This is a genomic window from Paenibacillus sp. V4I5 (genome assembly GCF_030817255.1).
Lineage (GTDB): Bacteria > Bacillota > Bacilli > Paenibacillales > NBRC-103111 > Paenibacillus_E.
On the sequence record NZ_JAUSZB010000002.1, the window covers coordinates 386,333 to 410,811 of the forward strand.

The 24,479-nt window shown below is 41.5% G+C and carries 29 protein-coding genes and 1 riboswitch; of the genes, 22 read left to right on the forward strand and 7 right to left on the reverse strand.

Translation table 11 applies throughout. From position 1 onward, the window contains the following. Positions 1-208: 208 nt before the first annotated feature. Positions 209-1,387, reverse strand: coding sequence for a CapA family protein (locus QFZ78_RS03705; RefSeq protein WP_307545474.1), 1,179 nt, complete (start codon positions 1,385-1,387; stop codon positions 209-211). Between the two features lie 202 nt (positions 1,388-1,589). Between QFZ78_RS03705 and QFZ78_RS38355 the strand changes: the two genes are divergently transcribed. The 6 genes from QFZ78_RS38355 (at position 1,590) to QFZ78_RS03730 (ending at position 5,769) form a co-directional block, all read left to right on the forward strand. Then, positions 1,590-1,790 (forward strand): DUF6199 family natural product biosynthesis protein, encoded by a 201-nt coding sequence (locus QFZ78_RS38355; protein WP_373460103.1) that lies wholly within the window; start codon positions 1,590-1,592, stop codon positions 1,788-1,790. Positions 1,791-2,091: 301 nt separating this feature from the next. Next, positions 2,092-2,895, forward strand: a complete 804-nt coding sequence (locus QFZ78_RS03710; protein WP_307545476.1) for a metallophosphoesterase — start codon at positions 2,092-2,094, stop codon at positions 2,893-2,895. A gap of 659 nt (positions 2,896-3,554) precedes the next feature. After that, positions 3,555-3,866 carry a hypothetical protein gene (locus QFZ78_RS03715; protein ID WP_307556119.1) on the forward strand — a complete coding sequence of 104 codons (312 nt, stop codon included), beginning with the start codon at positions 3,555-3,557 and terminating at the stop codon, positions 3,864-3,866. Beyond that, a complete protein-coding gene (locus QFZ78_RS03720; RefSeq protein WP_307555471.1) occupies positions 3,760-4,020 on the forward strand; it encodes a group II intron maturase-specific domain-containing protein in 261 nt (86 codons plus the stop codon). The genes QFZ78_RS03715 and QFZ78_RS03720 overlap by 107 nt, the downstream gene beginning before the upstream one ends. A gap of 326 nt (positions 4,021-4,346) precedes the next feature. Continuing rightward, positions 4,347-5,327, forward strand: a complete 981-nt coding sequence (locus QFZ78_RS03725; protein ID WP_307545478.1) for an aldo/keto reductase — start codon at positions 4,347-4,349, stop codon at positions 5,325-5,327. Positions 5,328-5,400: 73 nt separating this feature from the next. Further along, on the forward strand, positions 5,401-5,769 hold the full coding sequence (locus QFZ78_RS03730; protein ID WP_307545480.1) for a MerR family transcriptional regulator: 369 nt from the start codon (positions 5,401-5,403) through the stop codon (positions 5,767-5,769). 185 nt (positions 5,770-5,954) lie between these two features. Here QFZ78_RS03730 and QFZ78_RS03735 read toward each other — a convergent pair whose 3' ends face one another. Then, the gene (locus tag QFZ78_RS03735; RefSeq protein ID WP_307545482.1) at positions 5,955-6,467 is read right to left on the reverse strand and encodes a class I SAM-dependent methyltransferase; all 513 of its coding nucleotides are present in this window, start codon (positions 6,465-6,467) and stop codon (positions 5,955-5,957) included. A 365-nt stretch (positions 6,468-6,832) separates the two neighbouring features. Between QFZ78_RS03735 and QFZ78_RS03740 the strand changes: the two genes are divergently transcribed. From QFZ78_RS03740 to QFZ78_RS03780, 9 genes are all read left to right on the forward strand, one after another. Further along, entirely contained in the window at positions 6,833-7,297 is a 465-nt protein-coding gene (locus QFZ78_RS03740; RefSeq protein WP_307545484.1) for a YhcN/YlaJ family sporulation lipoprotein, read from the forward strand. A gap of 115 nt (positions 7,298-7,412) precedes the next feature. Beyond that, entirely contained in the window at positions 7,413-8,966 is a 1,554-nt protein-coding gene (locus QFZ78_RS03745; RefSeq protein ID WP_373460408.1) for an alkaline phosphatase family protein, read from the forward strand. 1,408 nt (positions 8,967-10,374) lie between these two features. Next, the gene (locus QFZ78_RS03750) at positions 10,375-10,482 is read left to right on the forward strand and encodes a YjcZ family sporulation protein (RefSeq protein WP_307545488.1); all 108 of its coding nucleotides are present in this window, start codon (positions 10,375-10,377) and stop codon (positions 10,480-10,482) included. Between the two features lie 100 nt (positions 10,483-10,582). Further along, the gene (locus QFZ78_RS03755; protein WP_307545490.1) at positions 10,583-10,831 is read left to right on the forward strand and encodes a hypothetical protein; all 249 of its coding nucleotides are present in this window, start codon (positions 10,583-10,585) and stop codon (positions 10,829-10,831) included. A 28-nt stretch (positions 10,832-10,859) separates the two neighbouring features. Further along, complete coding sequence (locus QFZ78_RS03760) at positions 10,860-11,036, forward strand: hypothetical protein (RefSeq protein WP_307545492.1); 177 nt, start codon at positions 10,860-10,862, stop codon at positions 11,034-11,036. Between the two features lie 71 nt (positions 11,037-11,107). Next, positions 11,108-11,788 (forward strand): aspartate/glutamate racemase family protein, encoded by a 681-nt coding sequence (locus QFZ78_RS03765; protein WP_307545494.1) that lies wholly within the window; start codon positions 11,108-11,110, stop codon positions 11,786-11,788. 388 nt (positions 11,789-12,176) lie between these two features. After that, positions 12,177-12,638: a hypothetical protein gene (locus QFZ78_RS03770; RefSeq protein WP_307545496.1), complete on the forward strand. Its 462-nt coding sequence runs from the start codon at positions 12,177-12,179 to the stop codon at positions 12,636-12,638. A 148-nt stretch (positions 12,639-12,786) separates the two neighbouring features. Then, entirely contained in the window at positions 12,787-13,143 is a 357-nt protein-coding gene (locus tag QFZ78_RS03775) for a DUF3221 domain-containing protein (protein ID WP_307545499.1), read from the forward strand. Between the two features lie 260 nt (positions 13,144-13,403). Beyond that, positions 13,404-13,934: a hypothetical protein gene (locus QFZ78_RS03780; RefSeq protein ID WP_307545501.1), complete on the forward strand. Its 531-nt coding sequence runs from the start codon at positions 13,404-13,406 to the stop codon at positions 13,932-13,934. Positions 13,935-14,268: 334 nt separating this feature from the next. Here the strand turns inward: QFZ78_RS03780 and QFZ78_RS03785 are convergent, their stop codons facing one another. Together QFZ78_RS03785 and QFZ78_RS03790 are read right to left on the reverse strand one after the other, a co-directional pair. Continuing rightward, entirely contained in the window at positions 14,269-14,874 is a 606-nt protein-coding gene (locus QFZ78_RS03785; protein ID WP_307545502.1) for a peroxiredoxin family protein, read from the reverse strand. Positions 14,875-14,937: 63 nt separating this feature from the next. Beyond that, entirely contained in the window at positions 14,938-15,639 is a 702-nt protein-coding gene (locus QFZ78_RS03790; RefSeq protein WP_307545505.1) for a Crp/Fnr family transcriptional regulator, read from the reverse strand. Positions 15,640-15,915: 276 nt separating this feature from the next. Between QFZ78_RS03790 and QFZ78_RS03795 the strand changes: the two genes are divergently transcribed. The 4 genes from QFZ78_RS03795 to QFZ78_RS03810 all read left to right on the forward strand — a co-directional run bounded on the left by QFZ78_RS03795 (position 15,916) and on the right by QFZ78_RS03810 (position 18,053). Further along, positions 15,916-16,545, forward strand: a complete 630-nt coding sequence (locus QFZ78_RS03795; protein WP_307545507.1) for a hypothetical protein — start codon at positions 15,916-15,918, stop codon at positions 16,543-16,545. Between the two features lie 373 nt (positions 16,546-16,918). Then, complete coding sequence (locus QFZ78_RS03800; RefSeq protein WP_307545509.1) at positions 16,919-17,176, forward strand: carboxymuconolactone decarboxylase family protein; 258 nt, start codon at positions 16,919-16,921, stop codon at positions 17,174-17,176. A 27-nt stretch (positions 17,177-17,203) separates the two neighbouring features. Further along, positions 17,204-17,602, forward strand: coding sequence for a MerR family transcriptional regulator (locus QFZ78_RS03805; RefSeq protein ID WP_307545511.1), 399 nt, complete (start codon positions 17,204-17,206; stop codon positions 17,600-17,602). 289 nt (positions 17,603-17,891) lie between these two features. Further along, the gene (locus QFZ78_RS03810; RefSeq protein ID WP_307545513.1) at positions 17,892-18,053 is read left to right on the forward strand and encodes an N-acetyltransferase; all 162 of its coding nucleotides are present in this window, start codon (positions 17,892-17,894) and stop codon (positions 18,051-18,053) included. An 83-nt stretch (positions 18,054-18,136) separates the two neighbouring features. On the opposite strand, the gene QFZ78_RS03815 is transcribed toward QFZ78_RS03810, so the two are convergent. The 3 genes from QFZ78_RS03815 to QFZ78_RS03825 are packed head-to-tail and all read right to left on the reverse strand — an operon-like array spanning position 18,137 to position 21,425. Then, entirely contained in the window at positions 18,137-19,399 is a 1,263-nt protein-coding gene (locus QFZ78_RS03815; protein ID WP_307545515.1) for a cation:proton antiporter, read from the reverse strand. Continuing rightward, a complete protein-coding gene (locus tag QFZ78_RS03820) occupies positions 19,399-20,058 on the reverse strand; it encodes a potassium channel family protein (protein WP_307545517.1) in 660 nt (219 codons plus the stop codon). The genes QFZ78_RS03815 and QFZ78_RS03820 overlap by 1 nt, the downstream gene beginning before the upstream one ends. A 14-nt stretch (positions 20,059-20,072) precedes the next feature. Next, entirely contained in the window at positions 20,073-21,425 is a 1,353-nt protein-coding gene (locus QFZ78_RS03825) for a TrkH family potassium uptake protein (protein WP_307545520.1), read from the reverse strand. A 55-nt stretch (positions 21,426-21,480) separates the two neighbouring features. Continuing rightward, positions 21,481-21,626, reverse strand: a riboswitch (cyclic di-AMP (ydaO/yuaA leader). Between the two features lie 442 nt (positions 21,627-22,068). On the opposite strand from QFZ78_RS03825, the gene QFZ78_RS03830 reads away from it, so the two are divergent. The 3 genes from QFZ78_RS03830 (at position 22,069) to kdpA (ending at position 24,427) form a co-directional block, all read left to right on the forward strand. Beyond that, positions 22,069-22,464: a hypothetical protein gene (locus tag QFZ78_RS03830; protein ID WP_307545521.1), complete on the forward strand. Its 396-nt coding sequence runs from the start codon at positions 22,069-22,071 to the stop codon at positions 22,462-22,464. 163 nt (positions 22,465-22,627) lie between these two features. Beyond that, positions 22,628-22,705 carry a potassium-transporting ATPase subunit F gene (locus tag QFZ78_RS38360; protein WP_373461097.1) on the forward strand — a complete coding sequence of 26 codons (78 nt, stop codon included), beginning with the start codon at positions 22,628-22,630 and terminating at the stop codon, positions 22,703-22,705. A 48-nt stretch (positions 22,706-22,753) separates the two neighbouring features. Beyond that, positions 22,754-24,427, forward strand: a complete 1,674-nt coding sequence (gene kdpA / locus QFZ78_RS03835; RefSeq protein ID WP_307555474.1) for a potassium-transporting ATPase subunit KdpA — start codon at positions 22,754-22,756, stop codon at positions 24,425-24,427. The last annotated feature ends 52 nt before the right edge of the window (positions 24,428-24,479 follow it).

Below are 24,479 nucleotides of genomic sequence, written 5' to 3' on the forward strand. Positions count from 1 at the left end.
GCTTTATGATAATTGCTTGTCACTCCATTTGCCTAGACGTGATCTTTTATCGAATTAACTAGAAACGATAGTTGAAAAAAGGGCAGCGGCAGTATAAGACATTATTTTCCGTCGGATACTACCACTGCCTTTTATTTGAGATCACACGTCAATGATCTCCGTAATCTTCATCTGACAATTGGAAATGATTGGGCTTTCTTAAGCAAACTTATTTAGTACTTGCTTGTAGGCTTGCTATTCCTTCTTGCATTCGCACATTCGGTCCATCCAGCGTCACTCCGTAGGAAATCGACTTCAGATATGTTTGCTGCTTTTTGACATATGCATCCCCCTTAGGAACAATCTGGTTTTTCTCGATGTAATAAGGGTGAAAGGACATATCGATACGGTCGCCGTTCAGCGTTAGGTAGAGCAGTCCTGTATCCGCCTTCGGACCGCTTACATAGTCAGGAAAGAGGAAATTGCCAATGGAATAAGCGATAGGCTTCCCTTTGTAAAATTCAAACCCTTGCAGCACATGCACATGACTGCCAACGATCGCATCCGCTCCAGCATCGATCATTTGGCGAGCGAAGTCGCGCTGCCACTTTTCCGGTTGGTTTTTCATTTCCACCCCCCAATGGATGTAAGCCAACACATAATCAGCGTCCTCACGTTCACGGGCTATTGCATCCAGCACCGGTATCCTGTCGTAGGCTTGGGCGATCCCCGGCGTATTCGGACCAGCGAACCAATCACCTGTTGGTATGAAGCGAGAGAATGCCAGGAATTTTACCGTTTTTCCTTTTAAAACGATGCTCTTCGCACTGTATGCTTCTTTGGCATTATGACCGCCCCCCACATAGAGCAATCCCGCGTTGTCAAGGTTATCAAGTGTATCCAGAAAACCTTTCAGTAAAAAATCCATCGAATGATTATTGGCGACCGAAACCATGTCAAAGCCTGCATTTTTTAGCCCTATTAGTGATTCCGGATTGGATTTAAAATTATAAATCTGGTTGGTATCTTTGTCATTCTCAAGCGTAACTGCGCTTTCCAGATTGACGAATGCGAAGTCGCTTTTCTCTACTTCTGCTTTAACATGAACGAACGGAAAATCAGGGCCGTACTGGGCGATTGCTTCTTTAACAGACCAGTCAAACATAGCGTCTCCCGCAAACAGGATCGTTATTGGTTCTTGCGGTAAGGGTAGGGGTTGAGGTTCTGGTGAGGTAATTGAAATTGGAAGTAAAGTTGGTATAGGAGAAGACACCGGCGTTTGTGATTCAGCTGGTGTTGTAGATAAATGGTCAGCAGTTAACAGTTCGGAAGACAATTCTCCTTGACAACCATACAGCAAAAATGCAGTTAATGCGGTTAAAAGGAAAGGCATATACTTTCGGGACATCTAAACCCACTCCTTCAATCGATCGGTACATTTGTTGTTATTTCTTATATATATTAATAATTAGTAAATGCAGAAGTTATCGAACGATGAGTTAGAGAAAATAAAAATCGGCGTACACCTATGATGTGAGAGTGATGAGAATTAGTCGAAAGAAGGTTTAACATGAGAAAGCTGCTAATATTGTTTCGATTGGGGAGATTATATGGGATTTATAAGCGTTCTTCTTGTTATTCTGGGATTAATAATGTTACTTAAGCCGTCAATCGTGTGGACAGTTACAGAGAGTTGGAAGTCTAATGATGCAACAAAGCCATCGGAGTTGTATGTATGGTCAACACGTTTTGGCGGGATTATAGTTACACTTGCAGGTTTGGGCGGTGTATTAGCGTTTTGGTTTTTATAAACGGGAAATTATAGTTCGATCAACAACAATTTTAAGTTTTAAGAGGGAATTGTTTATGGATAAAGAGATCTTGATCTAAAAAAAGTAAGTTGAATAATCTATCTTGGGCTTTAAGCTAACGAGAAATGAGAGTTTCATAATAAGACAATTTGGTTGTCGACCCGGATACGGTAGGCTGTTTAAATTAGATAACTATAGAGATTAGTAAATAGTAACTTATAACTTTTTGATATATGATAGTGATATGTCAAACATTGAGAAAATGACTCGTCGTGGTTTTTTAAAGAAAAGTGTCCTGGGGATGGGTGGTTTACTATCAATACCGCCTTTGAGTTACGGGTATGCCACATTGGTAGAGCCCCGCTGGTTACAAGTGGAGCGTGTATCGTTGGTGTTTCCTACACTGCCGGAAGCATTCAAGGGACTACGTGTGGTGCAATTCAGCGATCTTCATTTTGGATTCCATTTAGATGTAAAGCAATTAACCAGCGTAGTAGAGCAGATTCAGGCGGAACAACCGGACATCGTGTGCTTTACTGGCGATCTAGTTGATTATGCTCTCGGTCACCATAATAAAGATATTCGTGATGTATTAAATACGATAAAAGCGAAATACGGCTGTTATGCAGTGCTCGGCAACCATGATTACTATGGGAATGCTAATGCAGTTGCGGGCGTTCTAGAGGATGGTGGTTTTCACTGCCTGCGTAATAGAGGTATTAGGGTACAAAAAGGCACCCAATCCATTTGGATCGCTGGGGTAGAAGACATGTGGGAGGGCGTACCTGATCTAAAGACTGCTATGAAAATGGTGAAAAAAGACGAGTGGGTATTATTGTTATCCCATGCACCAGATTTTGCCGATGTTGCTGCCTTAGAATCCGTCCATTTGCAACTCTCGGGTCATAGCCACGGCGGTCAAGTGAGGCTCCCGCTAATCGGACCACTGTCTTCGGTTCCTTATGGCGTCAAATATCCATCCGGACTGTATCATGTTGGGAAAGACAAGCCTCTCACCCTTTATACAAATCGAGGTATTGGTGTGTCGGTACGACCAATTCGGTTCATGTGTCGACCGGAAATAACTGTTATAACACTAGTTTAAAGATTAAATTTGAAATCGAATCACCACATCTAATAATCAGAGTTTCATTAAGCATGTTTTGTTATTAAAACATTGACCTAACTCAGAACGATAGTGAAGGAGCTGCTCGCCGCAGCTCCTATTTTTGTTCAGCGTGCCCAGAGGCACGCATTATCTAGTTGGTGCAAGTCCAACCACGGGAAGGACCAAGCCACCCTTGTAGCTAGGATGCTTGCGTATGGCGAAATCTGTGCGTAAAAGCGCATCGACAAAAGTACTTGTCAGAGGCAGGGCGAGCAACATACCAGGCCGTAACATCAAGTGAATCCTGCCGCATCGTCAAAGAGGCCTCGCAAGAGGGACAAGAGGAAGCTGAGTCTCGTGAACATAGACGAAGGCCAAGGAAGCTGCGTAGATCTTGGAACAGCAGTGAAGAATCCTCCGGTGTAAAGGGATCGGCATGGTATGAAAGATAATGCAGTGAACTGGGGAGACCCTCCCCTGCACGGATTTTTTTTTAGAAACCGTAAAGAGACACTCTATAAGCTCGAAAAGCGAAGTGAGCCGTCTGTAGGAAGGGAGTCCGAGGGGCTCATAGTACCAAAGAACCGAAGGACAACATAACCTTCGGGAGGGAAGGAGCCCTGCTTTGTTTATGCTTTTTAAGGAGGTACGAGTGAGTGAATGCCAATCGGCTAACGACACCAAAGGAAAAAGTTCAACAACTCCGAGAAAAGCTAGGTCATGCAGCCGAGGAAAACAAGAAACGTAAGTTCCACTCCTTGTACGACAAGGTTCACAGATGGGACGTTCTATGCGAAGCATGGAAAAGAGTGCGTGCTAACAAAGGCGCGGCTGGGAGACGAAGGATTCGACTTTCTAGGCATGCACCATCGGAAAACAAAAGCAGAAACATCCCAAGGCAACGTGTATTTCACAACGCAACAGTGGTTAACGAAAAAGGCAGAAGAACGCATACGGGAAGTGGTTAAAGAAAGACTTGCACCACCGAGTTCACGTTCACGCTCTTTTGAGGAACAGGTAGGATGGCTCAATCCTAAAATTCAAGGATGGAGAAATTACTACCACACGACCTACAGCCATAGGAAATTAGCGAAGTTGGACTGGTACATACTGCAAAGGTAAACCCGCTGGTATGCTAAGAAAAGACAAAGAAATAGATGGATGGGTTCATTTCAAGAAGTTAAATATATTGCCAGACAAATGGGGCTTAAAACGTTGTTGTAATCCGCATGCTCATGATTGAAGAACATCGGAAAGCCGTATGAGGGAAAACTTCATGTACGGTTTGATGAGGAGGGGCTGAATATTCAGCCCTTTACTCTAGTTCAAGTAATAGGCAGGATAGCTAAACACGCACTGCAAGCACAATCACTTGACTTGGAGTTAACTCCAGAGAGTAAACTACATATGAAGGAAAAAATATCTAATGGAAAGTGGGAAACAACCAAATGGACTATGTGAAACTTGGAAATACGGGCTTGGATGTATCTCGGCTTTGTCTTGGCTGTATGAGCTTTGGTGTAGCAGAGCGGTGGACTCATCCATGGGTACTTAATGAAGAAAGTAGTCGTCCTATTATAAATAAAGCTCTAGAGCTTGGTATCAATTTTTTTGATACGGCGAATATTTATTCAGACGGAACAAGCGAGGAAATTGTTGGACGAGCGCTAAAGGATTATGCGAATCGTGATGAGATTGTCATCGCCACAAAAGTTCATTTCCGTATGCATCAAGGTCCTAATGGTGCTGGTCTTTCCCGAAAGGCAATCATGAGTGAAATTGATAAGAGTCTTAAGAGATTGGGAACGGATTATGTAGACCTTTATCAAATCCATCGCTGGGATTATAATACGCCTATCGAAGAAACGATGGAAGCCTTGCATGATGTTGTGAAGGCCGGGAAGGCCAGATATATTGGTGCTTCTGCTATGTACGCATGGCAGTTCCTAAAGGCATTACATGTAGCTGAAAAAAATGGGTGGACCCGGTTTGTGACGATGCAAAATCATTTAAACCTCATATACCGTGAAGAGGAGAGGGAGATGATGCCACTCTGTAAGGAAGAGAAAATCGGTGTGATCCCTTACAGCCCGCTAGCTTCAGGAAGATTGACGCGTGATTGGTCGGAAACAACGTATCGTTCCGAAACCGATCAAGCTCAGAGATCTAAATATGCTGCGACTGCAAGTACGGATCGTTTGATAGTAGATCGCCTTGCAGCAATCGCAGAAAAACGTGGCGTTCCCCGGGTTCAAATCGCACTTGCCTGGTTGTTTCAAAAAGAACCAGTAACAGCTCCCATTATCGGTGTTACGAAAATGTCTCATCTCGAAGATCCGGTAGCTGCTCTTTCGATTACATTAACTCCTGAAGAAATGGCATCACTGGAAGAGCTCTATGTTCCCCATCGGGTAATTGGTGCAGTTTGATATAAGAAACGACAAGAACGTCCTAACTAATTTCATGGACGTTCTTGATATGAAATTGGTAGGTGAAATCTGAATGCAGATAGCCGAAGTAAGTGAAAAATTTGTTTTGTCACAGGATACACTCCGCTATTATGAACGAATCGGACTAATTCCACGGGTGAACCGCAATAAAAGCGGAATCAGGGATTATACTGAAGAAGACTGTAGGTGGGTTGAATTTATCAAATGTATGCGTGGCGTAGGTCTTCCTGTTGAAATTTTGATTGAGTATGTTGGGTTGTTTCAACAGGGTGATGAAACCATGGAGGCTAGAAAAGAACTCCTAATCGAGCAGCGTAAGCAGCTCATTACAAAAATGGAAGATATGAAGAACGTGTTTGAACGTCTTAATAATAAAATTTCTAGATATGAACAGACAATTGTTGAAAAAGAAAAACGCTAAATAGACCATAACATTAATTATGATAAGTGAAGGAGCTTGCCTAGCGGCAGCTCCGTTTTTTTTTTTTTTATTGAAGTAACGGACAGATTTACTCCAAAATAAGAAGTGCTAATGTTGAACAGAACCTGCTTTGCTACGTTTCTTGAAGGTGGTTGCATAAGGAGGGATTCTTTTATTCACCAACTTTAAAGTGATTTCAATTTTGCTGAAAAAAACAATTCATGGTATAAAAAGCATTTTCGAAATCGTTTTATGACCTTACAGTCATAATCGTGATCTCGAAACAATCTAATATATTCTTCTTCATTACGAATATACTCACCGTTGTCGTACCATTTCATAAATCTGTTGCATAACGGTTTTTTCATACATAAGCACGGTTCCATTACAATGATGGTTCCGTTAGGTTTTAGAATTCGTTGAAATTCTTTCATGTAACTTGATATTTCATTCGAAGTAATATGATGTAACACAGCGATGATGAGCAGGTAATCGACCGATTCATTCTTGACAGGTAAATTATCACTTTCCAAGACTTGAAATGTATGGCGGGGATATATTCGCATTGCATAGTCAATACGCTTAGCATCAGGGTCAATGCCTAGATAATTTAACGGATGGAACATAGAGCAATTCGCTCCAGTTCCGGAGCCGAAATCCAGTACGGCCTGACCCTCAAATGTAAAATGGGATTGCAAGTGTTCGTGAATATACTTTTTGGTAAACCATTTCGGACGAACAAACCAATGATAGAGCCTAGGCGAGATTGAAATGTTAATGGCAATTCACCATCTTTCGGATTATGTCACGAAAGATAATTTAACCTGCGAAATTTAAAAAAATTCAGGTTAATAATTCCTATATTTTAATAATGTTAACAAAAATTGGGTATATTTACTTTCAGTTTGATAAGAGAGGGAGTGAAATTTCCCTCAGAAAAACCGGCTGGAAAAATTGGTATGATACGTAAAACCTTTGCTGATTCAAAAGTAAGAAAAATATGTGAATTAATAATGAATCAAAAAGCATACTAAAAGCATATTACCTGAAGGAGTGGAGCTAATTGTTTAAAGGGATTACATTGCTTTTCATCATTTCGGTTATTATGATGGGTTGCACGACGAACAATAACCAAGCGCAACAGCCAGGGATTCAAATGCAGCAAGCCCAAGACCAACCGCAGAAGAATTTGGATACCCGAGTTCATATCGCCAATCAAGCTGCAGAAAAGATTAGACAATTAAATGGCGTGAGGCAAGCGAATGTGCTAGTGACGCGAAGAAACGCCTATGTAGCTGCCGCAGTGAACGATAATCAAGGCCAGCTCTCCCGTGAGATGGAAGATCAAATCGCCCAGCAAATTAGGGCAGTCGATCCAAGTATTCAAAATGTATATGTTTCCACCAATCCTGAATTTGTGGATCGTACTAATAGGTATGTAACGGATGTAGGACAAGGAAGACCTGTTACCGGATTTTTCGAAGAATTTAACGAAATGGTCCAACGAATTATTCCAAACGCCCGATAAATGATACGCTTGAATCCCATCCTTATATTAACGAGGTGGGATTCATTTGATTTTTTCTTGATTAAAAGAAAGGGGTAAACAATTGAAAACAAAAGATAAAATTGCCATTCTGCTAATGATAAGTCTAAGTTTGCTTAGTATCGGTTGCAGGGCAAACCCCAGCCCACGGCTAAACCAACAAAGCGTCGAGTCTCCTATCACAACAAATCAAAATACAAAACCTGTCATATGTATCCTTATTGATTCTTTAATGGATAAACCTTTGCAAGAAGCGATTGGGCAAGGTCATGCACCTGCGATACAATTTCTGCTTAATAACGGACAATACTTCCCAGAGATTGTGAGTTCGTTTCCAACGATGTCCGTGACGATCGATAGCACTTTATTAACGGGGACGTACGCAGACCGGCATCATGTGCCCGGACTTGTTTGGTACAGTGGTAAAGAGAACCGCATGATTTTCTACGGAAATGGTGCCAAAGAAGCGTTGAAAATTGATCAATTGCAAGTATTAACGGATGCTATTTATCAGTTAAATCAGGTTCAACTAAACAAAGAAATTAAAACGATTCATGAAGAGTTGGCCGAAAAAGGAAAACACTCTGCGTCAATAAATGCTATTGTTTTTAGAGGAAAAACAGAACACACCTTAACAGTGCCCCGCTTGTTATCATTCAGCACGCGTTTGCCTAAACAAATGAAAATAACAGGACCTACGTTGTTCTCCTATGCAGCTCTTGCACAACTGGACTCGAAGAATGACCGGAACGCTTCTATGTGGAAAAAATACGGAATGAACGATGAGTTTTCTGCACAAGACACCGCTTTTCTAATTAGTCAAAAAAAGCTTCCGAATGTAACCATCACTTACTTTCCGGAGAATGATAACGAAGTACATAGAAAGGGTACGGATCATTTTGGTGGGATTAAAAAAGCGGATCAAGGACTTCAAGTCGTGCTTAACGCTTACGGATCGTGGGAGCAGGCTGTAAAGAATGCGGTATGGATCATTATGGGTGATAGTGCGCAAAGCGCTGTCTACGATGATCGGCAGGCAGCCACTGTTGAAATAAGGCCGCTATTGAACCGTTACCGCATTGCGAAATTAAATCAACCGGTAAGGACCGAAGACCAAATTGTGATTTCCACAAATGAACGGATGGCCTATGTCTATGCGATCGATGCGAATGTGCAGTTATCTGACGTAGTGAAGCTTTTGCAAAATGAGGAAAAGCTCGACATTATTGCAATGAAAGACGATGAAAATGTTCGTGTTATAGCAGGGAAAAACGATAAAATGTTTTATTATCGTCCTGGTGGTGATTATACGGATGAATATGGACAATCGTGGACTATATCGGGCGAGCCAGGTCTCGTGGATATTACGACAACTAATAACAATATTAAGTATGGGAAGTATCCTGACGTTTTGGCGAGGCTATACGGGGCTATGCATTCTCATGAAGGAAGATATGTTGTCGTCACGGTCCAACCTGGTTATGAACTCGTCGGTGAAAGCTCCCCTACCCACATCGGCGGAGGGGCACATGGCTCGTTGCATGAAAAAGACTCACTTGTCCCATTAATTATATCCGGAACGAATACCCGGCCAAAAACACTGCGAATTGTTGATATTAAAGACTGGATCCTACAATTGGTGAACGAATAAGTTTAACGAATTACGGAATCAATGTTACGTTGCAAAAAAGGGAGTGCCTTAGTGCGGAATTTAAGACCTATCAATTGAACTAAGCAATTGGTAATACGGAACCGCTTTAAATTATTTATTAAGAAGTATCGCCTAAAATCCAACTTCCGATGTGTTACCTAAGCCAATATATCGGGGGAATTCAAAAAAGTCCGAACCATTGCCAAGGACGGACATGAATTATCTAATCATGCCTATGTTGATAAATCTTAATGCACCCAACATAGTCTTTATAATCACTATGAATTTTTGGTAAAACATATTTCTTCCGAAACTCCTAGGAAATGATCAGTTTTATCTCTGGATAATTAACCAACTCGAAAAAGGTACACATAGGAAGCTTCCAAATACGGGAACAATCTACACAATCGAGGAATCCAGAACAAAAAAACTTTTGGATATCTTAAATAAAGCATACGGTAGTCATTGAACTAAAGAAGAACAATACGAGGCTGCCGCGTGAATTAATCGGTAGCCTTGTTACGTTAATGGGCAGAATAAAGCAATTACTTACTCTTACTAAATCCATTGTCAGAAGTGGTTTGTTGTTATAATTTCCCAAAAAACTCGGTCAAGTACCCGGGTTTGAGATGTTTTGATAGTATTTGACTGGTACGTCAGCTTTATTTCGATTTTTTTTGAACTCCAGTTCTTCCTTGATCGTTCGGATTGTTCGATCGTGACGTGGCATGTTTTGGATTGTTGGTGTCGTTAGTTTTGCTCATGTTTATAGTTCACCCCCTGTCATATCATATTCCATAAAAGTATTTCTCCAAATCACAATCCTTATTAGAAAAATGTTTGCATTCCGGAATACGGGTTTTTGCATCCCCGATACTGCATATCAAGTTCTTGTCAAAACCAAAAGACAAGAAATTGATCCCGACCCGATTTTGACAAGAACTTGGTCTCATAAAGCTAAGGGTTTATTAATAAGGACATTCGAGCTACCATCCGAAAGCATGAGGGACTATCTTAGAAGAACTAATCGGTGAATGGTTTAAATGCAACTCTAACATACAAACAGTCGACATTAAGTTCGTGAGGCTGCCCGTCCCTACAGAATAGCAAGAAGCATGGGTCTTTAACAGCGTTTGAGAAAAACGACCTTTTTCTTAGGCAGGTATTAAAGCCCATTGAGATCACAGCTTTCGATTGGCATGTTGGGGGCGAAGAGTCGTATTTTTAAGAAGAAGCTTATCTCTCTTGTAACTGCAATTGAAATAGCCTTTTCAGTAAAAGCATCAATTACGATACGTTTGCTCGTTTCCTCAGCGTTTGCCTCACAATGGTATACGTCCAAGCAAGCACTATGTACCGAACATATATTTATACCGTAGTGAAAAACCACTGAAGGGAATGAGTAAACATGGGAGCAGTAGGTTATGGTGAAGGTTATGGTATGGGCAAAAACGTAGCATTTATTTTGGTTCTTTTTATTCTTTTGGTAATCATCACATCAGCTTTTGCAATTTAATCCAACAACATAAAAATATCTTAAATACAAAAACGGCCCTATCGCGAAATAGATGCGATAGGGCCGTTTTTTCTTGTTGTCTTATCATAAGGGCTGTCGGGTGGCAGCCTGCACTCCGCTAAACGTTCATGTTAGGGCAGGCATGACGGTGAAGCTGGGCGAAAATACTGCGGCCAAAAATGCCGGGGTGCTTGCGATGACGGCAATAATCGAAAATTATAAGGCAAATGCGAAGAAGCTGGCGGTACGCAAGGGCCGAGGCGGTACAGCTACGGAACGGCTGACTGCACTGGTCGAGCAGACCAGAAAACCGGATGAGACCGTGCAGAAAGCAATTACTATAATGTAATGCGACTTCATATGAGAGGACATAATTTTTGAAAGCCAAGAATGTATTAAGGCAGAATCAACAAAAATTCTTTAAGATGAATAACAATGAATTTATTGAAAGGATAATTGATATTTACTACCAGGGTAGTTTGAGAGAAGATTTAATTAACGGAATTGAAGAAGTCGACATGTCTGTTGAAGGAAAGGACAGGCTCAAGAAATGAAAACAAATTGTTCTGGATAAAAATACAATAATCTGATAGTATAAGGAAAATTTAAGTGGGGTGGTTATTAAATGAAGAGAAAGATTGGTTGTTTGCATGCCCACTACTCTAATATTGAGTATATTCAAAAAGCTATTGCTTCAAATGATTTGGAGTTAGTACACTTTGTCGACCCAGGCTTAATGAGTAGAATCGCATCAGATGAAACTTTTGATTTAACAAAAGCCCAAAACAAGGTAAATGATCAGATTGAATGGATAGCCAGTACCAAGGTTGATGCAATTCTAATTACATGTACTAACTACATTGCTCTTCTCGACGACGAACAACTTAAGACATCAGTTCCTATCATAAAAATTGACGAGCCGTTTTTCCATTATGTTTGCAGTATAACAGAGCCACAAGTGCTACTATTTACTAATCCAGCAACAGTCGAAGGAACGATGAGAAGGCTTAATGAATTTGCAACTACACATGTTAAACCAATTAATATCGACGTACAAATCATAGAGAATACATTCGAGCTAATAATGCAGGGGAAAAAAGAGCAATATGTTAACGAGTTATCTAATTATATTAAGGGTTTGCTTATCTCTAATCAAAACAAGATCGTCTCTGTCGCACAATTATCTATGGTCGAAACTGCCGAAAAAATTGAGTGTGAAATGGATGTGAAAATCGGAAATCCCTTGAATACATTAGTAACTCATATTGAATCGAGTCTACAAGGTTTATTCAACGGTGAACTATAGACAAGACAAGGAGCAGTTCAGCGGCAGCAGGCTAGGGCAGGGGATATTTGGACAAAAGCCTTTGGAATAAAATCCAAAGGCTTTTTTGTATGTCCAACTGTCCGGCGACATAAACATATGTGCTTTGAGATCCCCATTAATTGGGGATTTTTTATTTGAAAGCACCTATGTTTGTGTCGCGAAGCCACGACACAAACATAGGTGCATAATCGTTTTACGACACAAACATATGCGCATAATCGCGGGTTTATTTGTAGCAGTTTTTAATGGTTTATTTTTTTAGTCTGATTGCTCCGCTAACGGGCAGCATAGTTCAATTGACCGAATGTAAATGTAAATGTTCTTTTTATATTGGGGAATATTACTTTCGAATGGAGGTTGATTATACTTGAAAACGGTAGCTCGCATGCTATTCCTTGTAATTGCATTTAGTCTCTTTTTTTCTCAAACAGTTGGGGCATCTGATGGCGCAGAAGTGTTCGATATTAAAAATGGTGAGATAATCCTTACAATTAAAAACTCAAATTCTTTACAAAACCAGGTTAAAGAATGGTTGTCTTCAGCAAATGGTACCGTAGGATCTTTAAAAATAGAACCAAGCGAGGGCATAGCAATTAAGATCCCGCTAATGCCTCCTTACAAGGTTAATAACGATTTGATTTCTGGAACAGTTACAGAAGTAGTAATGTTTATTAGTCCGTCCAAAACATATTTTCCTACTCTACTGGTATTTACGAAAGAAAATGGTTTTGTTGCAGTCTATGTTAAAAACCACAATTTAAAGACTTTTCTAAAGAAAAATAGGTTATTCAATTCAGAATTGAATCTAACCGAACCTTCGTTACGCTAACGTAAGAACGATAGCACCATGACAACAGGCTGCCAGCATTGGCAGCCTGTACAGTAACGTCCAGTTTAACGCAACAAATTATTACCAGAGATCCGTCTAATAAAGTGGGTAGGATAAAGACTTTTTTTTACCAGGAGGAGTGAAAATATTGAAAAAGTTAGTTTTAGGCGTAGCCTTAACACTTGCCGTATGTGTATTTAGTGGTTGTAGTGCTTCGTCTGAAGCTGAAAAGGGAAATTACATTATTGCAAAGGAAGAGCAAAGAATCTTAGTGGCGAAGCAAATTTCTAAGAAGGATGCAGAAAGTAAGACCTTTACTACCTTCAAAAAGAGTAATATTGAATTAGTCTATTATATTGTAGAAGATTCCCAACTCTACAACGAACTAAGAGTAGGCGAAAAAGTTAATGTAACTCCCAAAACAAATGATAAAGGCGAATATGCTGTGATGCAATCTGATCCCCCTCAAATTGTAGCTGATAAGATAGAAAGACAAAAGGAATAATTAGGTAGTTGTGAATGAGAACCAAATCAATAATCGTATCGTCGTTAAGCTAATGGGTAACGATAGTGAAGGAGCTTGCCCCGAGGCAGCTCCTCTTTTGCTCATTCAAGTAACGGGCAGTTATGCGCAACTTCTAATGTATTTACAGCGTCTAAAAATATGGTATTATTTGTTATCTCTGAGAACGGAGTAATGATTTTTCATGCTTATGGAAGAAGGGGTCGCTGTATTAATGAGAATAGTTGAGGGGGAGTAACCCAATGAAAATGAGTAAAAAGACTTTTGCTATTGTATTAACTGGTAGTGCTTTGGTACTTAGTAGTGTTGCTTATTTAAATAATACTACCAACGCTTCAATGTCGCCTGAAAAAGAATTCATTAAACAAAATGCAATTAATTCCCATATAACTGTTCATAAAGAATACGCTCAAACAGAAAAAAAAGATGTATATGATAAGTTGTACAAAACGTGGGAAAAAGCTACCGAAAAAATCATTAGTAAGTATGAAGGGGATTTCGATAAAAAAGATTGGGAACTAATTGCTGATCCAGATATTGATATTCGATTTAAAAACATGTTATCCAGCCAAGAAGCTTCAGCCTATTCAAAAGCATCAATTCAAGCAAAGGAAGCATACGAAATGGGAGACTTTCTTGACTGCATTTTGCTCCACAAAGATAAAAACAAAGCTAAAATCGTTTGGGAAAAGCATGATGGTAAGATACATGTAGCCCATCTAGAAAAAAAAGGAAATGAGTGGGCAATTGTTCTTGAAGAAAATATCGAATAAAAGTTATTTTGTATGGTCTATTCGAAACAGTTAGAGGGAATTAAACTAACGGAAACGTTAGTAGAGGAGCCTGCTTTCGTCACGGCTCCTTTTTGTTTGCTAAAATACGGGAAGATAGTTTGGGTTTGCTCAATACAAGATATCTCATAAAGAAGCCTGTGTAGTTTTCGCTGAAATCGCAAAAGAAAAGACCTTAACACCGGGTGGTACCGACGTTAAAGTCTTATTCGTGTTTTGCCAACAACTCGCCTTTGTCGTGTATTGAAAGTGCCAACGTTTTGTCGCATATGTGAGCATGACACCAACTGAATGAAACCTATGTAAATCACCAGTACTATTCTGGCTTCACTTTAGATTCAACAGACACTCCTGAATCGACTGCGCCGTAATTACCAGCAGCAAAACGGTCAATTACGTCGAGCGGTAAGTGATCTATCACAAGTTGGCCGTAGTGCGCATCCTGTACGATGCCGTTCTCGTCGATCAAGAATTCGGCCGGGATGCGATAGAAGTTGGATCCTTCCTCCTTAGTCAAAGCAAAACCTTCAGCCGCCGCCTCAGCTACGAACTTCTGTGTATTCGTATCAGCCATCGTCGCTTGCACCTTCTCCTCGGACACTTCGACGTCATATAGGTCATAGAGATTGGCTTGAGGATCAGCAATTAACGGGAATGGCGCTTCCTGCCGGCTGACATACTGGGACATGCTAGTTTCCGGAGACTCGAACACCGCTACTATCTCCAGTCCTTGCAGGCGCCACTGGTCGTAGCGCCGGATGAAATGCCGCACCCGCAAGTTGCACATCGCGCAGGTGGCGTTGCGAAAGAACGCGAGCAGCACCTTGCGACCGCGAAGATCGGACAACTGGAGAGGAACTCCGTCGACACCTGTGAACGTGAAATCAGGGGCGATTTCCCCCTTAGATAATGGAATTCTCATTGTGATAAGCCTCCTAGTCATATAATTGGTAAACCTCAGTCTGGCCCGACTGACTTTACTTTATCATGAAATGCCCTTTCCTTCTGTGACCTGATCACCTACGAGCTCCATCAATACTCCCCGCTGCCGAACCGATACCCAACCCCGTCCCATAGTGATCCAACTCTTCTTTTGCATTCGGCTCAAAACGCGGCTGACTACTTCACGAGCGGTCCCTAGTTCGACAGCTAACTGCTGATGTGTAATCTGGATGGTAGGCTGCTGCTCCAACGTCAGCCTCAACAATGTTCCGGCGATCCGAGAGTCCAGCGGTTGCGCCATTTTACTTGAAAGGATGCTGCCCATACGGATCAACCCATCCAAAATGTTGCCAAATACCGCATTCCGAATAGGCGCGTACATCTGAATCCATCGTATAAACGAGCTCTTCGCCACGAAAAGGGCTGTCACCTCGGTCTCCGCCGTAATGGTGCCGGGGTATTCGCGTTCGCTTAAACCGCTTAACACCATAATGGCGCATATATCACCGGCCGACAGCCGGTTGGAAAGCGCTTCACGGCCCCCTTCGGTTACAGTCGAGATCTGTACTGTTCCTGCAATGAGGAACAAGGCATACTCAGCCGCATCCTCTTTACGAAATAAGGTAGATTTAACAGAAAATGTTCTAAGCCGAGGTTGAGCGGCGGCCCACTCATCAGATGGGATAGCTTGGAAACAGGGGAAAGTGTCGGTCAAGGTATGCAACTCAGGGAAGACATTTGTCATGAGAGATTCTCCGATCGGATAGATTGATATCTTTATTTTACAGGATCGATGCGTGCTATGACTAGTCACTCAAAGGAAGCTAGATCCAGCTCCATGAAAGCACTCAGTTAACGAGAAACTATAATTGAGGGGCTTGCTTCGCGGCAGCTCCTCTTTTGTGTATTAAAGTAACGGGCAGAATACTTTCAATAAATTCCCACACGGATAAACAAAGGATTTTCTATTTTCTAACCGAATAGTGATGACAATTAAAACTTAGAAGAGGGGCATCATTGCATGAAAGTAAAATCTGGAATAATTTTTTTTGTAATTCTAATTACTCTATCAATATACTTTTTTAATCCAATGAAAATACAACCATCCCAAACCAATGCGGTACAAGGTTCATCGACCGCAACTAATCAAGAAATAGCTAATGATGTAAAGAACGATTTTGATCTAAAGCTTTATTCGAACAAAGAGACATATAAATCAAACGAACCGATTAAACTATGGGCAAATTTCAGATACAACGGAAATCAAGAAGATGTAATGATCATACACGGGGGAGACTATATAACTTCTAGCATTAAACAGTTGGATGGATGGTTTGAATCATTTGGGGCTGTGACTCAAGATATTCATACTTCTCAAATAAAGAGGGATATTGTTTATCGGAAAGAATACGTAAAATCAGGAGGTTACTCTACTGATGATCCTAATAGAGCTTTTTATGAAAAGTTTTATAAGGAAAAAGATTTACTTCTTCCCAAAGGCACTTATAAAATAACGGCTAATGTTAACTTTAACTTAGGTGATCTAGTAAATGTGGATATAAAGGATAGTAAAGACGTACCAGGCTATGGTATTAAAGAAGGCAAGGATTTTTTTATACAATCTGAATTAACCATCAATGTACTGGATTAAATTTGATGATATTAGTTCCCCAATAATAAAATGTTCATTGCGCTAACGGATAACGTTAGTTTAACGAATTCTAGCTACCACCCGATTACGAAAACCGGATTCCTTTGTAGAATACAGGGTCCGGTTTTTTCATGTAATGAATTGCTTAGCGTACGATTTTTTCCGTTTCGTGAGGTGACCCCTACCATGACGATTTTTAAAAATGTCTTGCTTTAGAGCGCACTCTAAAGTTTAGAATGAGAATCAGCTAAAACATAAGGAGCTGATCATATGAAAAATCGGTATGAATTCGGAATGGAAATGTTGAAGAAGGTAGACGGGCATGCAGGAGAAGCCGTTGTGACCCCTTTGGGCCGATTTAGGGAACATTCTCGTGGAATGGTTCGGCGATATTTACGGCCGCGAAGGGTTAACTCTAAGGGAACGAGAAATCGCAACGATAGCCATGCTGACGGTGCTGAACAGGGAGACGCAATTGAGGGTACATATCGAGGCCGGATCCAACGTAGGGCTGACTCGGCAGGAAATGGAGGAGGTTATCATTCAATCGGTTCTTTATGGGGGATTCCCGACGGCCATTAACGGAATGAACCTGCTAAACAGCATGACTCTGCCGGGTGAAGGGAAATAACGCTGCATTCTGATATATAATAATAGTATGAAAACGACGTATACCATTCAGCAAGTTACGAAGATGACCGGCCTATCCGCTCATACGCTGCGTTATTACGAGAGGGTCAGTCTCATCCGAACCATTGGGAGAGAAGATAACGGCTACCGCTATTATTCCGAAAAGGACGTGGAATGGCTCCAGTTCCTCATCCGCCTACGTGATACCGGCATGCCGATTCGCGAAATGCAGCATTTCGCCGAGATGCGCTACCTCGGTGACGAGACGGTCGCCGAACGCAGACGGATGCTCGAGGACCATAAAAAACAGATCCGGGAGCAGATCGACCAGCTTATCGTAAACTTAGAAGCCTTAAACGAGAAAACCGATTATTACAAGATGTTGGAGCGGGACATTGAAGAGCGAACACGAACCAAACCGCTCTGAAGTTTCTTTTGAACTAACGGATACGAGAGCTCAATAGACACTCATAAAGGCTGCCACATGAACGGCAGCCTTTACTCCCTTAATGGGCAGAATATTGAAATTCGTGAATATGATTGAGGAATGAAATCATGTAAGGAGGGCGTTGTGAATGAATAAGAGATTCTATCTTTGAATGAGTCCCTTGTACCTAATGTTAAAGGCTAGATAGCTGGATACATAAATTCTTCTTCCAATGGGGTAGACGAATCTGATACATCGCCTGAGCAGTTAGGGTATAGGTCGGAAGCTGATGCAGTATGCAATTGACTTAGCTATTGAGAACAAAGCGACCCGATTACAGCTTGAAACAGATGATGATGATACTTTAGCTAGCACTTTATATAATAATCTCGGATTTAAATTAATACCAGGTAAGGGTGTGCAAGTAAAGCAAACGATTGTGGAAATTTAGAACTGATATCTTAGGTTTCTATAAAGACACAAATAACGCCCTAATCCGCCACAAAAGCCGATTAGGACGATTTCAACCCCTATTTAATTTTGATGGTTAGTTCTAGATTCTACCTCACCGGCCTTAACTTCAAGTCCAAGTTTTCGAGCCACAAAAGCCGTTGAGCTTGCCTGGAATAAGATCGTAATCAGAACAGCCATGAAGGTAACACTCGCTATTAGCTCGCTGTGTTGGACGCCCATACCTGCCACCATCCCGCACAAAGCTGCAGGAATTACACCTGTTTCTCGCACCCAAAACATAAAAACAATTTCATTCCATTTCCACTTCGCTTTACGATCTGGTAACGTGCAAAGTAATACCGTCAGAGGGCGCGCAATAAACATAAAGACAAAAATAACACCCAAACTCGTCCAGAAATGCTCCAAAATAACGGTGAAGTTGACTTGACTGCCGAGAAGAATGAAAATCAGCATACGCATAATTACCGTAATATTTTCGGAAAAATGCTCCATTTCGTGTAGCTTATCATTCATATCCAACTTGAATGTTCCTGCATTCCCCCAAATAAGTCCCGCTGTAAAAGTCGCCATGAAGCCGCTGACTCCTATCAGTTCCCCGGCTATATAAGCACCCAAGGAAGTTACTACCATTGCAGTGGTCGCGTAATCTCTGAGGAAACCTAACTTCAAATGCGCAGTTACATAGGTCATTACATAACCAATGACAACACCAAGAAGAAGTCCACCCAGCGCTGTTTTCGCAAATTCACCAACACCAGATGAGAGGGATACTGCTTGGGTTCCCATAATAATAGCCAACAATGAAAAGGTAAGAATCGAACCTGTAGCATCATTAAAAGCCGACTCACTCTCTACAGTTTCCCTTACTCTCGTACGAATTCGCACCTGTTTAAATACCGGGATGAGCGTAGCTGGGTCTGTCGAACTGATAATAGCTCCCAACAGTAGTGCATATAACCACGGAAGATCCAAAAGCAGATGCGCGGTAATTGCAACGGCTCCGCAAGTAACGATAACACCTGGAATACTAAGTAAACTCACGGTTATCCATACTTGGCGAAGACCCGATAGTCTGATATTGCGACCCCCGTCGAATAAAATAAGCGTAGAACCAATGACTAGAATAAATTGATTCGTAAAAGATGTGCTGGATTCATTAATCCAATGAAGGCCTTGCCCGATTAACATACCTGCAACTAGAAAGAGTGCTACATCTGGCAGTCTCAGAAATTGGGCTATTTTACCGAATAACATCCCCAATCCGAAAATTAAAACAAGTAGAATAATGACGTGGTCAATCATGTCGGAAGTTGTATTTTCCATTAGCCAATTACTTCTCTCTCGAAATCTTCAATATGATCATTCGTGCCTATGATGACCATAATATCATGTTCATTGACAGTATCTGTTGCGGTTGGAGCAATGATGACGCCAGTTTTCTTGTTAATGGCTACGACGCTGCAACCATATTTCGCGCGCGGATCCAGCTCTTTGATCGTTAAACCACTGATCCGCTTGGATACAGAAAGTTCAGCAATCGTGTAATCTTTGGATATCTCAATATAGTCGAGTAAATTCGGAGAAACAAGTTGATGTGCAACACGGATACCCATGTCTCGCTCCGGGTAAATAATCCGGTCTACTCCAATTTTGTTTAATACTTTGCCATGCAAGTCGGAGAGTGCCTTCGCTACAACCTTCTTTACACCCAAATCTTTAAGCACAATCGCTGTTAAAATGCTGGATTGAATATCATCCCCAATCGCGACGACTGCACAATCGAAATTGCGCATACCCAAAGACTTCAGCACCTCTTCATCCGTTGCATCGGCCACAACTGTATGTGTAAGCTCGGAACTCAACTCATTAACTATTTCTTCGTCCTTATCAATCCCCAACACTTCGTATCCAAGCTTGATGAGTTCCTTAGAAATACTAGCGCCAAATCTGCCTAAGCCAATCACCGCGTATTGATTTTTCATCTTTCCTTGTCCCCCTATCCAATGGTGATTTTACCCTCTGGGTATCTATATAATTCTTTCTCTTGTTTCGGTTGTAATGCGTAAGCAAGCGTGATCGTACCAAGACGTCCGGTGAACATCGTCAGGCTGATCATAATTTTACCGAATGTCGTCAGTTCCGGCGTAAGTCCCATTGACAAACCTACCGTACCAAAGGCGGAGGTGACCTCGAATAAAATTTTGAGGAGTTGCGCATCTTCCGTCGTCGTTAGCAGCATCGTGACAAAGATAACGAGAATCAATGCAATCATCGTAAGCGTAATTGCTTTAAGGATGCGATCCTTCGCCAAACGAAAACGGAAAATCACGATGTCTTCCTTCCCGCGGATCATCGTTACAATGGCACTAATCAAAATCGCGAAGGTCGTTGTTTTAATACCACCCCCTGTAGATCCGGGAGACGCGCCGATAAACATGAGAATAACAATGAAAAATTGAGATGCTTGCCGCATGGCTCCGATATCAACAGAATTCGGGCCTGCTGTACGCGGTACTATGGATTGAAAGAAGGAAGCAAGCACTTTTCCACCAAAATTGAGTGATCCGAGCGTCTTGATATTTGTATATTCAAAAATAAATATAACAACTGCGCCGAGTATAATCAGCAGTCCGGTCATACTTAGCACAACCTTCGAGTGCAGGGAAAGCTTTCTAGTCTTTTTGTAATCCATCAAATCGGACAAGACAATAAAACCGATGCCTCCGAGAACGATAATCGCCATGACAACTACATTCACAACGAAATCATCCGCATACCCAGTAAAGGAAACGAAGGGAGCGTCGATTGTGCCGAATAAATCGAACCCGGCATTATTAAACATCGATATGGAATGCCAGATTCCAAAGTATAGCGCCTTGGAAAACCCTAAATCGAATGTCCAACGGACCGTCAAAATGGCGGCTGCTATGGCTTCAATACTAAGTGAGTAAATAATGACTTTGCGAATGAGCCGCATGATGCCTTCCATGCTACCTTGATTAAAAGCTTCTTGCAGAACCAATCGCTCTTTGAGCGTAATCTTCTTACGAAATGCGAAAGCGATCAGCGTAGACATCGTCATAAAACCTAGACCGCCTACTTGAATCAAGGTCACTATAACGATTTGGCCAAACATGGTGTACATACTCCCTGTATCCACCACAACGAGCCCTGTTACACAAGTTGCCGATGTCGCTGTAAATAGTGCGTCGATGAACGGAAGTGATTGCCCCGTTGCCGAGGCAATGGGAAGGCTCAAAAGAACTGCTCCGATAAAGATGATGGCAGCAAAGCCAAGTACAAGAATTTGCGGCGGTGTCAACTGCCAAATTTCCAATTTTTTCTTCATATTGCCCCCTGTGCATGCAAAAAAGACACTGGATATCCAATGCCCTTAACGGTATGGCTCCTGACGTAAAGCCTACGAGGTTAGCTGACGGATTCGGATGCGCGGATCACCCTATTTGCAAGACGCTGAAGGTCTGAAGCAAAATTCACCCCATTTACATGGTTCCCCCGTTTTCATAAAGAAATTCGGCTTTTTATTCAATTGATATGAATTATATAACTGTTTACGTTCACGCACAAAGTTTGTTTCAGCGGATTTGGGAGTATTTTCCGATAAATCCATCGCTTCTAGGAGGCTGGCGAGGGACTTACCCTTCGTAATCGAGTGTTTGCACCTGTTTACGAGTGATTTTGAGTTAATTGGATCTCTATGTAAACTGTTTGACCATTTCTCGGGGTGGACACTATAATTCAACAATTTTTATGTTTTTTTTACACCTGGGGCATGAATTATTTACCCCATTTTTACATCGAAACGTATTAAGATTTCAATATACCGATGAGGGTGAATCCTTTCGGAGGAAGCAAGAGGAAACGTATAGACATTATTATTAACAAGACTAATTGCACTCAAAGGAATGTACAGTATGACTATTTCACCTAAGAAGCCGCTTGTGGCCTTCAACCACATGGAGGGGTAAGTAATGAATGAATCAGAATTTTTACTAGTCGTAGCACCCACGAAAGCCGGTGAACAATTTATTCATCATTTAGAGCTTAAGGGACTGCCTTTCGTAGTTGTCGTGAATAACAAAAATGAACAGCTGCATCTTACTAAGTTTGATGTGGATCATTTTATTTTATTGGATACGGATGCACAAGAGACTTGGAAAGCTCCCAATTATTCAATTAGCAAAATCTTCTTGTTCGAAGATAGTTTATCGTTATGCTGTCGTTATCTTCAAATCGTCCGTAAGTGGACCTCAGAATCGCTCTATGTCATAACGGAGCGTGAAAACGCAAGATTTATTTATAAGGGACTCGGTGCTGATTATGTCATTTATTCAAAGACAGGTAACGTTTCATTCTTAGTCACTTAGTATACGTTTTATCCAAAAAGATTCTCAATTAACTGCTTACTGCTGCGAGGAGGTAGTAAAAAGCATGTATAACGATATTACAATGGTTTTATTGTTCATTTTTGCATTCTTAGTATTTTGGGGTTTTCTTAAGTTATGTGAAAAAGCCTAGGGAGGTAGCTTCATGATTATCATTGGAATCATTGCATTTGCCCTGATTTTGTACCTCGGATTTGTTTTAGTATATCCAGAAAAGTTTTAAAGACAAGATATTTGCTTAATTGAAAGAGGAGGATATCTTAACATGGGTATGGGATTTGTACAGGTAGCGATAACGCTAATTATTATCATGTTATTAGTAAAGCCAGTAGGCAGCTATCTGGTAAAAGTGTTTGATTATGAAAAAACGGGTTTGAACCGCGTTTTTGGCCCGTTTGAACGAATGACCTATCGAATTATGGGGGTTCGCGAAGGAGAGGCAATGGGGTGGAAACAGTATTTGGGCGCCATGCTTCTGACCAACTTCATCATGTTGATCCTTATGTATCTTGTCCTGCGACTTCAAAAGTTTTTGCCGCTTAATCCGGACGGGATCGACAATATGCCGGCAGCGCAGGCTTTTAATACGGCAGTATCCTTTATTACAAATACGAATTGGCAATCCTACAGCGGGGAAAACGCGCTATCGTATTTGTCTCAATTACTTGCGATTACGTTTCCGATGTTCACATCCGCAGCAACAGGTTTTGCAGTGGCGATCGCCTTCATTCGCGGGTTAATTGGCCGGCAGGATAACCTTGGAAACTTTTATGTGGATATGGTTCGTTCGATTACTCGTATATTCCTGCCGCTTAGTTTCATTGTTGCACTGTTCTTGGTATTTCAAGGTGTTCCTCAAACGCTGCAAGGCAATGTAGATGCTACTACTCTCGAAGGTGCAAAGCAGACAATTACCAGAGGATTGGTAGCTTCGCTTGAATCCATCAAGCATATTGGAACGAATGGAGGGGGATGGTTCGGTACAAACGCGGCACATCCTTTTGAAAATCCGACTCCGTTAACAAACATGGTTCATATTGTTTGCATGATGCTTCTTCCGACCGCTCTTGTGTATGCCTTCGGACTGATGATCAAGAATAAGAAACAGGGTTGGGCTGTTTTTGCGGCTATGGGACTCATCTTTTTAGTCATGCTTACTACCGTTTTTGTATCAGAGTATAAAGGAGTACCCGCGCTTGATACATTAGGCGTTCACGGAAATATGGAGGGCAAAGAAGTCCGGTTCGGAATATCAGAATCAGCATTATTCACTGCGGCAACTACAGCTGCCACAACAGGTACTGTTAACAATATGCACGAATCATTAACACCTATGGGTGGCTTTGTCCCTCTTGCCGAAATGATGCTGAATAACGTATTTGGCGGTAAAGGTGTAGGTCTGCTTAATGGTTTGCTTTATCTCATTTTATCCATCTTTATTTGTGGTCTGATGGTAGGACGTACGCCGGAATTCTTGGGTAAGAAAATTGAGGGTAAGGAAGTAAAGCTCGCATCCATTGCACTTCTTGTGCATCCTTTAATTATTCTTGCTCCGACTGCTCTGGCACTCATGCGTCCGGAAGCAATTACGTCCATATCCAATCCAGGCCTGCATGGTCTTTCAGAAGTGCTTTACGCCTTTACTTCGGGCGCAGCCAATAACGGTTCCGCATTTGCCGGTCTGAACGCCAATACAAACTTTTATAATGTAGGCATTGGACTCGTTATGTTGTTTGGTCGATATGTTTCCATCATTGCGATGCTTGCAATCGCCGGGTCTCTCGCGACTAAGCGCATAGTGCCTGTAACCGCAGGAACTCTGCGGACGAATACCCCTTTGTTCACGGGAATTTTAATTATGATCATTCTCGTAATCGGGGCGCTTACGTTCTTCCCTGCTCTTGCATTGGGACCGATTGCTGAACATCTGGCAATGCCGCATTAAGAGTGGCGTAAAATTAAGCATATGCTTACGAAGTAAGTTTCGCTACGCGAAA

What these genes read in the sequence shown, in the direction of transcription:
- QFZ78_RS03705 (WP_307545474.1), bottom strand. Translation starts at nt 1,387, where the DNA reads ATGTCCCGAAAGTATATGCCTTTCCTTTTAACCGCATTAACTGCATTT.
- QFZ78_RS38355 (WP_373460103.1), top strand. Translation starts at nt 1,590, where the DNA reads ATGGGATTTATAAGCGTTCTTCTTGTTATTCTGGGATTAATAATGTTA.
- QFZ78_RS03710 (WP_307545476.1), top strand. Translation starts at nt 2,092, where the DNA reads ATGGGTGGTTTACTATCAATACCGCCTTTGAGTTACGGGTATGCCACA.
- QFZ78_RS03720 (WP_307555471.1), top strand. Translation starts at nt 3,760, where the DNA reads ATGCACCATCGGAAAACAAAAGCAGAAACATCCCAAGGCAACGTGTAT.
- QFZ78_RS03725 (WP_307545478.1), top strand. Translation starts at nt 4,347, where the DNA reads ATGGACTATGTGAAACTTGGAAATACGGGCTTGGATGTATCTCGGCTT.
- QFZ78_RS03730 (WP_307545480.1), top strand. Translation starts at nt 5,401, where the DNA reads ATGCAGATAGCCGAAGTAAGTGAAAAATTTGTTTTGTCACAGGATACA.
- QFZ78_RS03745 (WP_373460408.1), top strand. Translation starts at nt 7,413, where the DNA reads ATGATAAGTCTAAGTTTGCTTAGTATCGGTTGCAGGGCAAACCCCAGC.
- QFZ78_RS03750 (WP_307545488.1), top strand. Translation starts at nt 10,375, where the DNA reads ATGGGAGCAGTAGGTTATGGTGAAGGTTATGGTATGGGCAAAAACGTA.
- QFZ78_RS03765 (WP_307545494.1), top strand. Translation starts at nt 11,108, where the DNA reads ATGAAGAGAAAGATTGGTTGTTTGCATGCCCACTACTCTAATATTGAG.
- QFZ78_RS03780 (WP_307545501.1), top strand. Translation starts at nt 13,404, where the DNA reads ATGAAAATGAGTAAAAAGACTTTTGCTATTGTATTAACTGGTAGTGCT.
- QFZ78_RS03785 (WP_307545502.1), bottom strand. Translation starts at nt 14,874, where the DNA reads ATGAGAATTCCATTATCTAAGGGGGAAATCGCCCCTGATTTCACGTTC.
- QFZ78_RS03790 (WP_307545505.1), bottom strand. Translation starts at nt 15,639, where the DNA reads ATGACAAATGTCTTCCCTGAGTTGCATACCTTGACCGACACTTTCCCC.
- QFZ78_RS03795 (WP_307545507.1), top strand. Translation starts at nt 15,916, where the DNA reads ATGAAAGTAAAATCTGGAATAATTTTTTTTGTAATTCTAATTACTCTA.
- QFZ78_RS03805 (WP_307545511.1), top strand. Translation starts at nt 17,204, where the DNA reads ATGAAAACGACGTATACCATTCAGCAAGTTACGAAGATGACCGGCCTA.
- QFZ78_RS03810 (WP_307545513.1), top strand. Translation starts at nt 17,892, where the DNA reads ATGCAGTATGCAATTGACTTAGCTATTGAGAACAAAGCGACCCGATTA.
- QFZ78_RS03815 (WP_307545515.1), bottom strand. Translation starts at nt 19,399, where the DNA reads ATGGAAAATACAACTTCCGACATGATTGACCACGTCATTATTCTACTT.
- QFZ78_RS03820 (WP_307545517.1), bottom strand. Translation starts at nt 20,058, where the DNA reads ATGAAAAATCAATACGCGGTGATTGGCTTAGGCAGATTTGGCGCTAGT.
- QFZ78_RS03825 (WP_307545520.1), bottom strand. Translation starts at nt 21,425, where the DNA reads ATGAAGAAAAAATTGGAAATTTGGCAGTTGACACCGCCGCAAATTCTT.
- QFZ78_RS03830 (WP_307545521.1), top strand. Translation starts at nt 22,069, where the DNA reads ATGAATGAATCAGAATTTTTACTAGTCGTAGCACCCACGAAAGCCGGT.
- QFZ78_RS38360 (WP_373461097.1), top strand. Translation starts at nt 22,628, where the DNA reads ATGATTATCATTGGAATCATTGCATTTGCCCTGATTTTGTACCTCGGA.
- kdpA (WP_307555474.1), top strand. Translation starts at nt 22,754, where the DNA reads ATGGGATTTGTACAGGTAGCGATAACGCTAATTATTATCATGTTATTA.